The 12,390-nt window shown below is 70.2% G+C and carries 17 protein-coding genes; 5 read left to right on the top strand and 12 right to left on the bottom strand.

Going from position 1 to position 12,390, the window contains the following annotated elements; translation table 11 throughout:
* Positions 1 to 89: 89 nt before the first annotated feature.
* Both AB4112_RS03830 and AB4112_RS03825 read left to right on the top strand, forming a co-directional pair.
* Complete coding sequence (locus AB4112_RS03830) at positions 90 to 1,094, top strand: aldo/keto reductase (protein WP_309795138.1); 1,005 nt, start codon at positions 90 to 92, stop codon at positions 1,092 to 1,094.
* Between the two features lie 227 nt (positions 1,095 to 1,321).
* Entirely contained in the window at positions 1,322 to 1,744 is a 423-nt protein-coding gene (locus tag AB4112_RS03825; protein ID WP_309795140.1) for a group III truncated hemoglobin, read from the top strand.
* Between the two features lie 42 nt (positions 1,745 to 1,786).
* Here the strand turns inward: AB4112_RS03825 and AB4112_RS03820 are convergent, their stop codons facing one another.
* The 9 genes from AB4112_RS03820 to AB4112_RS03780 form a co-directional block, all read right to left on the bottom strand.
* Positions 1,787 to 2,032 (bottom strand): hypothetical protein, encoded by a 246-nt coding sequence (locus tag AB4112_RS03820; RefSeq protein ID WP_441717187.1) that lies wholly within the window; start codon positions 2,030 to 2,032, stop codon positions 1,787 to 1,789.
* Positions 2,033 to 2,144: 112 nt separating this feature from the next.
* Positions 2,145 to 2,657, bottom strand: a complete 513-nt coding sequence (locus tag AB4112_RS03815) for a hypothetical protein (protein WP_441717185.1) — start codon at positions 2,655 to 2,657, stop codon at positions 2,145 to 2,147.
* A gap of 191 nt (positions 2,658 to 2,848) precedes the next feature.
* Positions 2,849 to 3,484 (bottom strand): lysophospholipid acyltransferase family protein, encoded by a 636-nt coding sequence (locus AB4112_RS03810; protein WP_309795146.1) that lies wholly within the window; start codon positions 3,482 to 3,484, stop codon positions 2,849 to 2,851.
* A gap of 13 nt (positions 3,485 to 3,497) precedes the next feature.
* A complete protein-coding gene (locus AB4112_RS03805) occupies positions 3,498 to 4,436 on the bottom strand; it encodes a phosphatidate cytidylyltransferase (RefSeq protein WP_441717183.1) in 939 nt (312 codons plus the stop codon).
* The gene (locus AB4112_RS03800) at positions 4,433 to 5,041 is read right to left on the bottom strand and encodes a CDP-alcohol phosphatidyltransferase family protein (protein WP_441717181.1); all 609 of its coding nucleotides are present in this window, start codon (positions 5,039 to 5,041) and stop codon (positions 4,433 to 4,435) included. The genes AB4112_RS03805 and AB4112_RS03800 overlap by 4 nt, the downstream gene beginning before the upstream one ends.
* 325 nt (positions 5,042 to 5,366) lie before the next feature.
* Positions 5,367 to 6,248, bottom strand: coding sequence for a lysozyme inhibitor LprI family protein (locus AB4112_RS03795; protein WP_441717179.1), 882 nt, complete (start codon positions 6,246 to 6,248; stop codon positions 5,367 to 5,369).
* Between the two features lie 44 nt (positions 6,249 to 6,292).
* Positions 6,293 to 7,204: a lysozyme inhibitor LprI family protein gene (locus AB4112_RS03790; RefSeq protein WP_309795153.1), complete on the bottom strand. Its 912-nt coding sequence runs from the start codon at positions 7,202 to 7,204 to the stop codon at positions 6,293 to 6,295.
* 96 nt (positions 7,205 to 7,300) lie between these two features.
* On the bottom strand, positions 7,301 to 7,630 hold the full coding sequence (locus AB4112_RS03785) for a YnfA family protein (RefSeq protein ID WP_309795155.1): 330 nt from the start codon (positions 7,628 to 7,630) through the stop codon (positions 7,301 to 7,303).
* The gene (locus AB4112_RS03780; RefSeq protein WP_441717177.1) at positions 7,627 to 8,115 is read right to left on the bottom strand and encodes a CinA family protein; all 489 of its coding nucleotides are present in this window, start codon (positions 8,113 to 8,115) and stop codon (positions 7,627 to 7,629) included. The genes AB4112_RS03785 and AB4112_RS03780 overlap by 4 nt, the downstream gene beginning before the upstream one ends.
* A 242-nt stretch (positions 8,116 to 8,357) precedes the next feature.
* Here AB4112_RS03780 and AB4112_RS03775 point away from each other — a divergent pair, with 242 nt between their 5' ends.
* Both AB4112_RS03775 and AB4112_RS03770 read left to right on the top strand, forming a co-directional pair.
* A complete protein-coding gene (locus AB4112_RS03775) occupies positions 8,358 to 9,044 on the top strand; it encodes a fumarylacetoacetate hydrolase family protein (RefSeq protein ID WP_441717175.1) in 687 nt (228 codons plus the stop codon).
* A gap of 109 nt (positions 9,045 to 9,153) precedes the next feature.
* Positions 9,154 to 9,741 (top strand): pyridoxamine 5'-phosphate oxidase family protein, encoded by a 588-nt coding sequence (locus AB4112_RS03770; protein ID WP_441717271.1) that lies wholly within the window; start codon positions 9,154 to 9,156, stop codon positions 9,739 to 9,741.
* 12 nt (positions 9,742 to 9,753) lie between these two features.
* On the opposite strand, the gene AB4112_RS03765 is transcribed toward AB4112_RS03770, so the two are convergent.
* The 3 genes from AB4112_RS03765 to AB4112_RS03755 all read right to left on the bottom strand — a co-directional run bounded on the left by AB4112_RS03765 (position 9,754) and on the right by AB4112_RS03755 (position 10,846).
* Positions 9,754 to 10,188, bottom strand: a complete 435-nt coding sequence (locus AB4112_RS03765; RefSeq protein WP_441717173.1) for a type II toxin-antitoxin system VapC family toxin — start codon at positions 10,186 to 10,188, stop codon at positions 9,754 to 9,756.
* Complete coding sequence (locus tag AB4112_RS03760) at positions 10,185 to 10,430, bottom strand: type II toxin-antitoxin system Phd/YefM family antitoxin (protein WP_441717171.1); 246 nt, start codon at positions 10,428 to 10,430, stop codon at positions 10,185 to 10,187. The genes AB4112_RS03765 and AB4112_RS03760 overlap by 4 nt, the downstream gene beginning before the upstream one ends.
* A gap of 65 nt (positions 10,431 to 10,495) precedes the next feature.
* Entirely contained in the window at positions 10,496 to 10,846 is a 351-nt protein-coding gene (locus tag AB4112_RS03755; RefSeq protein WP_441717169.1) for a DUF4112 domain-containing protein, read from the bottom strand.
* Between AB4112_RS03755 and AB4112_RS03750 the strand changes: the two genes are divergently transcribed.
* Positions 10,740 to 12,131, top strand: a complete 1,392-nt coding sequence (locus AB4112_RS03750) for an acyltransferase family protein (protein ID WP_441717167.1) — start codon at positions 10,740 to 10,742, stop codon at positions 12,129 to 12,131. The genes AB4112_RS03755 and AB4112_RS03750 overlap by 107 nt on opposite strands.
* Positions 12,132 to 12,390: the final 259 nt, after the last annotated feature.

Here is a 12,390-nt window from a genome sequence, read left to right as displayed (position 1 = left end):
AATTGGTCGGATTATCGCACGGATGGCGGCGCCCCATAATAGGGACCGATGCAATGCGCCGCTGCCTGCGGCACCCAGGAGTTTCGACCATGCAGTATCGTCAGCTCGGCGCCACCGGCCCCCGCGTCTCGGCCCTCGGCCTCGGCGCCATGGGCATGTCCCACGGCGTGTACGGCTCGTCCGACCGGGCCGAGAGCATCGCCACCCTCCACGCCGCGCTCGACGCCGGGATCACCCTGATCGACACCGGCGACTTCTACGGCATGGGCCACAACGAGATGCTGATCGGCGAGGCGCTGCGGGCCAGTCCCAAGCGCGACGCCGCCGTGCTCAGCGTCAAGTTCGGCGGGATGCGCGACCCTGCCGGCGGCTGGGGCGGGTTCGACGGCCGTCCCGGGGCGGTGAAGAACTTCCTGGCCTATTCGCTGCAGCGGCTCGGCGTCGACCACATCGACATCTACCGCCCGGCCCGCCTCGACCCCAACGTGCCGATCGAGGACACGGTCGGCGCCATCGCCGACATGGTGGAGGCGGGCTATGTGCGCCACATCGGCCTGTCCGAGGTGGGGTCGGAGACGCTGCGCCGCGCCGCGGCGGTGCACCCCATCGTCGACCTGCAGATCGAATATTCGCTGATCTCGCGCGGCATCGAGGACGGCATCCTGGCCACCTGCCGCGAGCTCGGCATCGGCATCACCGCCTATGGCGTGCTGTCGCGCGGCCTGATCAGCGGCCACTGGCAGAAGGGCAGCACCGACCCGAAGGATTTTCGCAGCCACAGCCCGCGCTTCCAGGACGGCAATGTCGACCGCAACCTCGAGCTGGTCGAGGCACTGCGGACCATCGCGGCGGCCAAGGGCGTCAGCGTCGCCCAGATCGCCATCGCCTGGGTGTCGGCGCAGGGCGGGGACATCGTGCCACTGGTCGGCTCCCGCCGCCGCGACCAGCTGGCCGAAGCGCTGGGCGCGCTCGACGTCGCCCTGACGCCGGACGACCTGGCCCAGATCGAGCAGACGGTGCCCCGGAACGCCGCGGCGGGCGAACGCTACGCGCCGCACGGCATGGCCACCCTCGACAGCGAACGGCGGGGGTGATCGGCGGAAGCCATGGCACCCACACTCTTGGGCGTGCCGTGTCCCGTCGCCGCTCTCTTGAACGTCATTCCCGCGAAAGCGGGAATCTCCATCCGATTCAGAGCGTGACGAGATCCCCGCTTTCGCGGGGATGACGGGTGGGATAGGAGGCGGGGTCTGTCCCCTCACCCATGTCCGCGACCTTTGATCCGCTTGCCGTGGTCGGCGCCGTCGGGCCATATATCCCGATGGATATGACGGATGCCGATCCCATCGAGCCGATCGACGAGGCGATGATCGTCTCGCTGGTCCATGCCTTCTACGGCCGGGTGCGGCGCGACGCCGTGCTCGGCCCGGTCTTCGCCGGCGTGATCGGCGCCGACTGGGCGCCGCACCTCGCCAAGATGTGCGATTTCTGGTCGTCGGTGATGCTGCGCACCGCGCGCTACGGCGGCCGGCCGATGCAGGCCCATGCCGGCGTCCCGGCGCTGCAGCCGGAGCATTTCGCCCTTTGGCTGGAGCTGTTCCGCGCCACCGCGCGCGAGGTCTGCCCGCCGCGGGCGGCCGGGCGGTTCATCGCCCGGGCGGAGAAGATCGCCGAAAGCCTGCGGCTCGGCATCATGTTCCAGCGCGGCATCCTGCCGGACATCCCGGCGCGCCGCGCCGGCTGATGCCCGCCGCAGCGGGATCGCGAAAACCGGGATTGAGCGGGATCAGCGGCGGCTGGCGATCGAGGCCAGGACGAAGCCGGCGCCGATGGCGGCCACGGCGCCGACCGCGGTGACGATGGTCAGCGCAATCGACAGGTCGCTGCCGGGCGGGCCGAACAGCGCCACCAGGCTGACGCCCAGCCCCGCGGCCGAGATGCCGCCGACCGTCAGCAGCGACCGCAGGTCGGAGGACTTCTCCGACGCCGACGCCACGCCGTCCGTGTGGTCTTCGATCCGCGACAGGGCCATGGTTCTCTCCAAACACGGGCGGTCCGGCTGAGCCGAATCTCCGCGGCGGCAGCGTCAATTACGTCCGATGTTTCTTCTTGTTCAGGGAAAATAGGGCGGCCGGGGCCCGGCGTCATCCCCCGACATGCATCCAGTAGTTCACGTAGAACGCAGACCAGCCCAGCGCGGCGATCATCAGCCGCACCCGCACCGGCTGCATCCAGCCCGGCATCGCCGGGGTCAGCCGGCGCAGGATCGCCCCGGCGGCGGCCAGGGACGCGAAGCGCGGCAGCCGCACCAGCGGGGTGATCAGCGCCAGCTCCCACACCGGGATGCCCAGGCCCGGGGCGCTGGCGGCGGCGATCTTGTAGGGAATGCCGGTCAGGCTGGCCAGGATCAGCGTGCCGACCAGCGCCGCGGGCGAATCCGCCTGCGCCATCATGGCCTGCAGCCGGGCGATCATGGCGGGCGAGATTGCCGGTACGCGCTCGACCACGGCCAGCGCCGTCTCGGGGGCCCAGGTTGCGAACAGCGCCAGCGCCGTGCCGCCGACCACCGCCCCGGCGGCCGCGGCCACGGCGGCGCGCAGCCCCGCCCGCCAGCCCCGGGCCAGGGCGATCAGCGACACCGGCACGTCCGGCACCACGAAGAACAGGCAGGCCTCAGCGATACCCCACAGAAAGGCGAGGGCCGTAAGAGATCGTCTGAAAACGCGCTGGCGTGAGTCGGCTGGAGGTGGTCCCGAGAACCGGCGCGCAGCGGACGTTGGGTCCGTGAGCACCGGAAGCAGAGGAACCGCCTTCAGACGACCGCGCCGGCGTGTTTGCAGGCGATCTCTCACTCCCATTCCGGGAACCTCGTGCCCTCCACCAGCTTCGCCATGGCGGCCTCCAGCCCGGCGACGAAGGCGTCGGTGTCCTCCGGCCGCTCGGCCAGCGGCAGGCCGACGAAGGCGTCGCAGAAGAACGGCACCGGCAGGAAGGCGCCGCGCGGCAGCACCTTGCCGAGGCCGTGCAAGTAGACCGGGATGATCGGCACCTCCGGCCGCCGCGCCGCCAGATGGCAGATGCCCTTCTTGAAGTGCTGCAGCTTTTCCGGCTCGCCGCGCGACCCTTCCGGGAACAGGATCAGGATGTCCCCACGGTCCAGCGCCTCGACGCAGCCGGTCAGCGGGTCCTCGCCGCGCTCCCGCGCATGGCGGTCGAAGGGCAGGATGCCCATGCAGTTGATCGAGAACCAGGCCATCGCCCGGCTGCTCAGGAAATAGTCGGCCGCCGCCACGGGGCGCACCTTGTGCAGGATCCGGCTGGGGAACAGCGAGGTCAGGGCCACGGTGTCGGCATGGCTGTTGTGGTTGGCGACGATGATCGCCGGGCCCGCCATCGGCAGCCGCTCGGGGTTCCGCACATGCAGCCCGACGAACAGCAGCATCGCCGGTTTGGTCACCAGCCAGTGGAACAGCAGGCGCCACATGCTCCGCCGCCCCTCAGTAGTAGAAGTAGCGCATGAAGTGGAAGAACAGCGGCGCGGCGAAGATCAGGCTGTCCACCCGGTCCAGGACGCCGCCATGGCCGGGGATCAGCGTGCCGGTGTCCTTGATGCCGATGTCGCGCTTGACGGCGGAGACGGTGAGGTCGCCGAAGAAGCCGCTGATCGCCATCAGCGCCCCGACCCACAGCGCCATCGGCCAGGACAGGGGCGCCAGCAGCGGGCCGATCAGCCCGGCGACGATGGTGGTGGTGACCAGGCCGCCGACGAAGCCCTCCACCGTCTTGTTGGGGCTGACCGAGGGCGCGATCTTGTGCCGGCCGAAGATGCGGCCCCAGACATACTGCGCCACGTCGTTGCCCTGGGTCAGGATCAGCAGCAGCAGCAGAAGACCGGCGCCGCCCGGGCCCTTGGTCCCGGCCTCCGGCAGCACGAAGAGATAGGCGACATGGCCGATGGCGAAGACGCACAGCATCAGGCCCCAATGCAGGGTGCCCAGCGCGCGCAGGAAGCCGGCGACCTCGCCGCGCAGCACCATCATCGCCGGCACCACCATGAACAGGTAGACCGGCACCCAGATGATGAAGAAGCCGTACTGCTCCTGCGCGATCCACCACCATTGGGTCGGGATGGCGAGATAGGCGACCAGCAGCACGCCGCGGTCGGCCCGCCGCGTCGGCACCACCGACAGGTATTCCTTCAGCGCGAGGTAGCTGACCACCGCCAGCACCACCAGCACCGCGATCGGGTTCAGCACCAGGGCGATGGCGCCGGCGATCACGATCACCCACCACGACCGGATGCGCAGCCGCAGCTCGCTCCAGTCCTTCTCCGGCCTGGTGCGGCGCAGGAACAGCACGGCGGCCTCGGCCACCACCAGCACGATGCCCAGCGCCGCGAGGGTCCAGGCGACGGTCGGGTCGACGGTCAGGGTCATGCGCCGATCTCCGCCAGGGCCGCGCGCATGCGGTTGAGGATGGTCAGCACCGCCAGCAGCAGCAGGGCGCCCAGCACCAGCGGCATCCACAGCGCCGGGGCCAGGACCTGGAAGAAGGCCGCGACGGCGAGGATCGAGAAGGCCAAGGCGCGGTCGGACTTGCCGAACGGCCCGTCATAGCGCCGGCTGGCGCCGATGCTGCGCGCGGCCACGCCCGCGGCCTCGCCGATCACCGCCAGCAGCACGGTCACCACCACCAGCCAGGGCGGCGCCGGCAGCAGCAGGGCCAGCGGCAGATACAGCGCCGCATCCGACACCATGTCGCCGACCTCGTTCAAGAGCGCGCCCAGCGGCGTGGGCTTGAAGAACTCGCGCGCGAGCATGCCGTCGATCGCGTTCAGCGCCATGCGCAGCAGCAGGAAGGGCGGGTACAGCAGCAGCAGCCAGGACCAGCCGGTGGCGGCGGTGACCAGGCCCAGCAGCACCGACAGGCCGGCGGCGGCCAGGGTCACGGTGTTGGCGCTGACGCCGCGCTGCGCCAGCCGGGCAGCGGTGGGGCGCAGCAGCGCCTGGAATCGTGGCTTGATGTCGTAGAGCGATGGCATGGAACCCCCCGCACCATCCTATCCGCTGGAAAGCGGGCGGCATCAAGGCGATACCGCCAGCCCGCATTTCTCACCCTCCCTACGCCCTGCGTCGTCTTGCGGCGAGTCGGATGCGGGGGCGGGACGCGAAAAGCGTATCAGGCCATACGGTTGAGCGGCCCGCCCCCGCAGGCGGCCGCCGCAAGGCGACCCGAAGGGCCGGTTGAAAATGCCGACGTGGTGCGTCGAACGGCTGGCCCGATGCCACCGCATCGCGCTGCGCCGCTCTCCTGCCCCGTCGGCATTTTGAACCGGCGCAGGACGTAGGGAGGGTGAGAAATGCGGGCTACTTCCGGCTGCCGTCGCTGGTGGGGTCGGCCGCGGGATAGCCCGTATCCGTCAGGCAGGCGCGCAGCCAGGGCTGGTCGTCCTCCGCCCCTCCCGCCTCGGCATCGATCTTGGCCAGGGCCGGCGGCGCGGCCGACGCGCCGGCCTCGCCGGCCTTGGGCTGCAGGTTCCAGCGTGCCCCCGAATCCGAGGTGTCGTCCGCATCCGGGCAGGCGGAATCGTCTCCATTTCCGCCGACGGAGCAGGTCGCGACGGTCTTCAGCTTGCCGTCGACGACATCGGCGACGGTCCGCGTCTCGTAGACGGCATAGGTCGCCCAGTCCTCGCTCACGCTGCAGACCCGGTTGTTGTTCTGGTAGCTCCGGGTTCCGAAGCAGCCGTAGCTGTCCGCCCAGGACTCGCGGCTGCCCGGCAGGAATTCGCAGCCGGTCGCGAAACCGGCGAAGGCGCCGCCGGTGAACCGGGCCGTGAACTGGCGCTGCTGCAGCACCCTGGCGACCAGGTCGAACTGTTTCGGATCGGCGGCGGATTTTTTCCCCAGATCCTCGGTGCGGCTGCGAATGGCGTTCAGCAGCTTCCCGCGCCAGGGGTTTTCGTCGCCCCAGTGCTCGTCCTTGGGATCGGCGAAGGCTTCGTCGCGGGCGGCCAGCCAGCGCTTCTGGCTGGCGACCAGCATGGCGTGGACCTCGGCGTCGCCGTCGGCGGGCTTCAGGATCTGCCCATAGGCCTGGCCCAGCGCCGCGTCCGCCGCCTTCAGGCTTTGGGAGTCGCAGATGCCGTGCTCGATGGCGGTCGAGGCCTTGCGGCAGTCGATGGCATGGGCGGGCGTGGCGAGGGCGGCCAGCGTGGCGGCGGCGAGCAGCAGGGATTTCATCGGCATGGCGGGGCCTCGGATCGGCGGGCGCGGGATGGCGATGGCAGGCGTCACGGCCGCTTGCCGCTGCCGTCGCTGGTGGGATCGGCCGAGGGGTAGCTGCTGTCCGTCAGGCAGGCGTGCAGCCAGGGCTCGTCGTCCTTGGTTCCCGCCGGCTCGCCCTCGACCATCGACCCCGCCGCGTCGGCGTCGAGCTTGCTCAGGTCCGGCGGCAGGGTCGACGGGCCGGCATCGTCGATCTTGGGCTGCAGGTTCCAACGGGCCTTGGTGTCGGAATCGTTGGATGCGTCCGGACAGGTGGAATCGCTGTCGCCGTCGACGTCGCAGGTGGCGATGGGCGTCAGCTTGCCGTCCACGAGCCTGTCGATCGACCGGGTCTGGTACTGCCGGTACGTGGCCCAGTCCTCGCCCACGCTGCAGACCCGGTCGTTGTTGCGGTAGTAGCGGGTGGAGAAGCAGTCGTAATGGTCGGCCCAGGATGCGGGCGTGTCCGGGAAGAAGTCGCAGCGGGTCTCGAAGCCGGCGAAGCTGCCGCCGCTGAGCCGGGCGGCGAACTGGCGCTGCGCCTGGGCCCGCTCGATCAGATCGAACTGCTTCGGATCGGTGGTGGAGCGCCGTGCCAGGGCATTGGTGCGGCTGCGGATGGCATCCAGCAGCCTGCCGCGCCATGGGGTGTCGTCGGTCCAGTGCTCGTCCTTGGGATCGGCGAAGGTTTCGTCCCGGGCGGCCAGCCAGCGCTTCTGGCTGGCGACCAGCATGGCGTGGATCTCGGCGTCGCCGGCGGCGGCCTTCACGATCTGGCCATAGGCCTGGCCCAGGGCGGCATCGGCCGCCTTCAGGCCCTTGTCGCCGCAGATGCCGTGCTCGACGGCGGTCGCGGCCTTGCTGCAGTCGATGGCATGGGCGGGGGAGGCAAGGGCCGCGAGCGTGGCGGTGGCCAGCAACAGGGATTTCAGCGACATGGATGAGCCTCGGATCGGCGGGCGGGGAGGGGTCGGGGAAATCTTTCCTGACAGATCGCCCCGAAAGTGGGCGGCATCATGGCGGAAGCGCGACGGTCACACGGTGAGGCGCCGCCCGAACAGGATGATCCCCGCGCCGCCCAGGCACAGCGCGGCGCCGGCCAGGTCGAAGCGGTCGGGCCGGCTGCCCTCCACCGCCCACAGCCAGCCCAGCGACGCCGCGATGTAGATCCCGCCATAGGCGGCATAGGCACGGCCGGCGAAGGCGGCATCGATGCGGGTCAGCAGCAGCGCGAAGACGATCAGGCTGGCGGTGCCGGGCAGTGTCCACCACGCGCTCCGGCCCAGCCGCAGCCAGGCCCAGAAGGCGAAGCAGCCGGCGATCTCGGCCAGGGCCGCGGCGGCGAAGGCGGGCAGGGCGGTCACGGCTGGGCCCGCAGCCCGTCCACCAGCAGGCCCAGCAGGGCCTGGGCGAAGTCCCGCATGTTCTCCGCCCGGTCGCCATGGCCGGTGGCGACGATGGCGGTGCGGGTCACCGGGCCGCAGATGGCGATGCAGCTGTGGCCGGCGGGGTCGCCGTAGCGGTTGCCGGTCGGTCCCGCCGCCCCGGTCTCGGCGATGCCCCAGGTCGCCTGGAAGCGGTCCCGCACGGTGCGGGCCAGCAGCGCGGCATAGGGCTCGGTCGAGGGGCGCAGGCCGGCCATCTCGTCGAGGCCGATCCCCAGCAGCGCCTGCCGGGCCGCCGCGGTGTAGACCACGGCGCCGCCCTGGAAATAGGCGCTGGCGCCGGGCAGGGCCAGCAGCGCCGCCGACACCAGCCCGCCGGCGGAGGATTCGGCGACGGCGATGGTCTGCTGCCGCGCGACCAGCAGCTGCGCGGCGGCCGCGGCGGTGGTGTCGATCATCGTCATTCCGGCCCTCGGATGCTCTGCCTGCCGCCGAGTGTAGTGGGGCGGGCGCGGATCACAACCGGCACGCGGACGCATCCGACACTCCTCGCGATATGCCGGCCATATGGCAGGCTTCCGCCCCGCATATCGCCCGCCGGAATTGTGGGCGGACGAGGCGCCACGGCGTGATTCCGGGTTTGACAAGCGCGGGCGTGGCCGCGCAGCCTCGCCCCCGAACTCCGCCCCCGCACAGGGATCTTCCCATGCCGACCGTCATCGCCCCGCCGCCGCAGGTCCTGGTTCCCGTCCTCGGCAGCGACGCCAGCTTCCCCGTCGGCCGCATCTTTTGCGTCGGCCGCAACTACGCCGCCCATGCCCGCGAGATGGGCCACGACCCCGACCGCGAGCCGCCGTTCTTCTTCGCCAAATGGGCCGACACGGTGGTGCCCAGCGGCAGCACCATCCCCTATCCCGTGGCGACCAAGGATTTGCACCACGAGATCGAGCTGGTGGTGGCGATCGGCACCGGCGGCACCGACATCGCGGCCGACCGCGCGCTGGGCCATGTCTGGGGCTATGGCGTCGGGCTCGACATGACCCGCCGCGACATCCAGGGCGAGGCCAAGAAGCTGGCGCGGCCCTGGACCATGGCGAAGTCGTTCGACCAGTCGGCGCCGCTCTCGGCGCTGCGCCCGGCGGCGGAGATCGGGCATCCGGCCAAGGGCGCGATCTGGCTGAAGATCAACGGTGAGAACCGCCAGGTCGGCGACCTCGCCGACCAGATCTGGGCGGTGCCCGACGTGATCGCGCATCTGTCGCGGCTGGTCGAGCTGCGCCCCGGCGACCTGATCATGACCGGCACGCCCGACGGCGTCGGCCCGGTCAAATCAGGCGACACGCTGGAAGGCCATGTCGACGGCGTCGGCGAGCTGACGGTGACCTACCGCTGATGCGGGGCCGCGCCACGCTCCCGCTTCCCTCCATCGTCATTGCGAGGAGGCGTAGCCGACGAAGCAATCCATGCCAGGCGGCGCCATGGATTGCTTCGCTGTGCTCGCAATGACGGAGGGCGCAGGGCACGACGACCTCGAAGCGGTGCTGGCCGATGCCTGGGCCCGGCTCGGCCGCGCCACCGGCGAACGCCGCCGCACCACCGGCCGGGTCGCGCTGGCCAGCGTGAATGCGCGAGGCGGGCCGGCGCTGCGCACGGTGGTGCTGCGCTCGGCCGACCCCGCGGCGCGGCGGCTCGAGATCCACACCGACCGCCGCTCGGCCAAGGTGGCGGAGATCGCGGCCGACCCGGCCGTGGCGCTGCTGCTGTACGAGGCGGCGGATGAGGTCCAGCTCCGGGTCGAAGGCCGGGCCGCGCTGCTGCCGCCGGGGCCTGCGCTCGACGCCGCCTGGGCGGCAACGCCGGGGCCGATCCGCGCCGCCTATCGCATGCCGAGTCCGCCCGGCACCGCGATCGCCGACCCCGCCCTGCCGCCGCCTGCGACCGACGTATCCGAGGCGGGGCGCGAGAACTTCGCGGTGATCGTGCTGGCGGTCGACCGCATCGACTGGGTCCGCCTGGTCCCCGGCGCCGACCGCCGCGCCCTGTTCGACTGGACCGGCGGTGCGTTGCAGGCGAGCTGGCTGATTCCCTAGCGACCCGACCCCCTAAGAGGCCGTGCCGGTCAGCCATGGATTGACGACCGGCACGCCGGTTCCCGCCATGTCGCCGGCGTTGCGGGTGACCAGGGTCAGGTCATGCGCCAGCGCCGTGGCGGCGAGGAGCGTGTCGATGACCGGCCGCGGGCGGTCGGTGGACAGCTCGCCCCACAGCGTCGCCACCGCTGCGTCGACAGGCAGGATCCGGTCGGCGAACCCGGCTTCGAGGGCGTCGACCCAGGCGCCGAGCCTGGACGCGACGTCGGCATCCGATCGGCGCCTGAGCGCGACGCCCTTGCGCAGTTCGCCGACCGTCAGGGCGCTGATGAACAGCCGCGCCGGATCGGCCGCCGACAGAAAGGACATGACGCGGGGTTCGGCCCGTGCGCGGCGCGTCTCGGACAGGATGTTGGTGTCCAGGAGATAGCCGGCGCCGCCGGTCACAGCGCGATGTCGCGACCGGTGTCGCGATCGCGCTCGATCTCGAACTCATCCACCTTGGGTCCGCCCAGCAGGAACGCCCTGAAGTCCGGCTGGTGGGCGAGCAGGGCGCGATAATCCTCGATCGACAGCAGCACCGCGCGTTCCCGGCCATGGCGCGTGATCGTCTGCGGCCCTTCGGTGCGGGCCTTCTCGACGACCTCGCTGAAACGGGCCTTCGCCTCCTGCACCTGCCATTCAGCCATTCTCGATCTCCTGACCAGGATGACTATAATTTAGGGCTGACTGGTGCTGATCGCAAGGTCGGCCCTCAGCGCCACGACGCCTGACGTTCCAGATGCCGGCGCAGCAGGCGGGTGTTGCGGCGGTTGGCCTTCAGCCAGACATCCAGCAGGTCGCCCAGCACCGGGATGCTGCCGGCCGCCACGTCCAGCAGCACGTTGCCGGCCATCAGGGCCAGGATGTGGTTCGGCGCGCCCAGCCGACGGGCGCGCAGGATGATGGTGGCCGAGATCAGGCCGCCGGCGATGTCGCCCAAGCCCGGCACCAACCCGATGATCGCGTCCAGCCCGAAGCGCCAGCCGATCACCGGAATGCGCCAGCGGCCGTCCAGCAGCGTGGCCAGGCGGTCGAGGCGGTCGAGTTCGGCGGCATGGTCCAAGGCACATCCTCGAGCGAGATCGATCCGCACGGCGAAAGCCGGACGGGTCGATGACATGGGTGGATCCGGCGCGATTGTCGAATCGCATCGGCGTGTGGCCCTGCGCCGGCGTCTCCGCGCCAGGCATGTCGCATTCCGCGGGCGCAGCCCCGGGCCGGCCCCCGTCGATTGCTTTCCGTCATCCGTATGTCATTATGGGTCGACGACGCATTTTCATGGTCCATTCATGCTCCCGACCCGTATTAATAAACTTCAGGGTATTCAGATCTTGCGGGGCATGGCCGCCAGCATGATCGTGTTACTGCATTGCATCTATGTGGCGTACAGCCGGATGACCCCACCCGACGAGGTCTCGGCTCGTGCCGGTCTATTTCTCGGGATCGGCGTCGACATATTCTTCGTCATCAGCGGTTTCATCATGATGATGATCAATGACGAGCGGGATGACGGCGCAGGGCGGTTCTTGATCAACCGCATCTGCCGGATTGCGCCGAACTACTGGTTCTACACTTTTGCCTTGGCGGTCGTCGGGGCGTTGTATCCTTCGATGCTGCGAGCCGTCGATGTGAATGTCGAGACGGTCCTGAAGTCGCTGTTCTTCATTCCGTTCATCCGTCCCAACGGCGAATTGCAGCCGCTGCTTGGCGTCGGCTGGACGCTGAACTACGAAATGTTCTTCTACCTGCTGTTCGCCGTCCTGATCGGGATGTCGGGACTGAGGCGCACCTTCGCCATGGTGCTGGCCTTCGCGGCGCTCTCTGCCCTGTCGCTGGCGGCCGATCAGGGGACGGCGTTCAGATCCTTCTTCGGCAACACCATCGTGTTCACCTTCGCCGGCGGGATGGCGCTGCACCTGGTGTTCCGGAAATGGGGGCGGCCGCGCCCATCATTCGCGGTCGTCGCCCTGGCCGGGGCCGCCGCGATGCTTGGGCCGATGCTCGGCGCGTGGAACCCGCCATGGGAGACCCGGTTCCTCTTGTGGGGCATCCCGTCGATGCTCATCGTCTACGCGACCCTTGGCCTGGCGCCATCAGGGCATGCCGTCGCGAGAGCCCTGGAACGGCTGGGCGACGCCTCGTACACGCTCTATCTCAGCCACACCTTCGTCGCCACCGCGGTGTTCGTCGCCTGGCAGCATCTCGGCCCCGTGCTGCCGGCCGTGTTCATCCCGGTGGCTTTCGCGGTGTCGGTCGCGGTGGCGCTGGTCGCCCACAGGGTCGTGGAGATCCCGCTGACGCACACCGCCAGATGGGCATTCGAAGCCCGCAGACGCCGGCCGGCCTGAGAGACCGTCTGCAGTTCCGATGCCGCCGGGCGCCTGTCGCCTGAAGCCTCCGTGTGCGGCACCGGTTGACCCCTGGCGCCGTCCCGCCGCCAGACCATCGCCGCCAGACCATCGCCGGCAGGGCAGCGAACAGGGCCAGGTTCAGGTGCTTGAAGGCATCGTCGACCGGCACCGGCTGTGACGAGAATTTGGCGATCTCCGTCTCGGCGGCCGGGTTCACATACAGCCACTGGCCGTGGATGCCGAGGGCGAAGAAGGC

Source organism: Inquilinus sp. 2KB_23 (assembly GCF_052115705.1).
GTDB lineage: Bacteria > Pseudomonadota > Alphaproteobacteria > DSM-16000 > Inquilinaceae > Inquilinus > Inquilinus ginsengisoli_A.
Note: the sequence above shows the minus strand (reverse complement) of the source record. Positions and strands in the feature narration are given on the sequence as shown.

What these genes read in the sequence shown, in the direction of transcription:
- AB4112_RS03830 (WP_309795138.1), top strand. Translation starts at nt 90, where the DNA reads ATGCAGTATCGTCAGCTCGGCGCCACCGGCCCCCGCGTCTCGGCCCTC.
- AB4112_RS03825 (WP_309795140.1), top strand. Translation starts at nt 1,322, where the DNA reads ATGGATATGACGGATGCCGATCCCATCGAGCCGATCGACGAGGCGATG.
- AB4112_RS03820 (WP_441717187.1), bottom strand. Translation starts at nt 2,032, where the DNA reads ATGGCCCTGTCGCGGATCGAAGACCACACGGACGGCGTGGCGTCGGCG.
- AB4112_RS03810 (WP_309795146.1), bottom strand. Translation starts at nt 3,484, where the DNA reads ATGTGGCGCCTGCTGTTCCACTGGCTGGTGACCAAACCGGCGATGCTG.
- AB4112_RS03805 (WP_441717183.1), bottom strand. Translation starts at nt 4,436, where the DNA reads ATGACCCTGACCGTCGACCCGACCGTCGCCTGGACCCTCGCGGCGCTG.
- AB4112_RS03800 (WP_441717181.1), bottom strand. Translation starts at nt 5,041, where the DNA reads ATGCCATCGCTCTACGACATCAAGCCACGATTCCAGGCGCTGCTGCGC.
- AB4112_RS03795 (WP_441717179.1), bottom strand. Translation starts at nt 6,248, where the DNA reads ATGCCGATGAAATCCCTGCTGCTCGCCGCCGCCACGCTGGCCGCCCTC.
- AB4112_RS03790 (WP_309795153.1), bottom strand. Translation starts at nt 7,204, where the DNA reads ATGTCGCTGAAATCCCTGTTGCTGGCCACCGCCACGCTCGCGGCCCTT.
- AB4112_RS03780 (WP_441717177.1), bottom strand. Translation starts at nt 8,115, where the DNA reads ATGACGATGATCGACACCACCGCCGCGGCCGCCGCGCAGCTGCTGGTC.
- AB4112_RS03775 (WP_441717175.1), top strand. Translation starts at nt 8,358, where the DNA reads ATGCCGACCGTCATCGCCCCGCCGCCGCAGGTCCTGGTTCCCGTCCTC.
- AB4112_RS03770 (WP_441717271.1), top strand. Translation starts at nt 9,154, where the DNA reads ATGACGGAGGGCGCAGGGCACGACGACCTCGAAGCGGTGCTGGCCGAT.
- AB4112_RS03760 (WP_441717171.1), bottom strand. Translation starts at nt 10,430, where the DNA reads ATGGCTGAATGGCAGGTGCAGGAGGCGAAGGCCCGTTTCAGCGAGGTC.
- AB4112_RS03750 (WP_441717167.1), top strand. Translation starts at nt 10,740, where the DNA reads ATGATCGCGTCCAGCCCGAAGCGCCAGCCGATCACCGGAATGCGCCAG.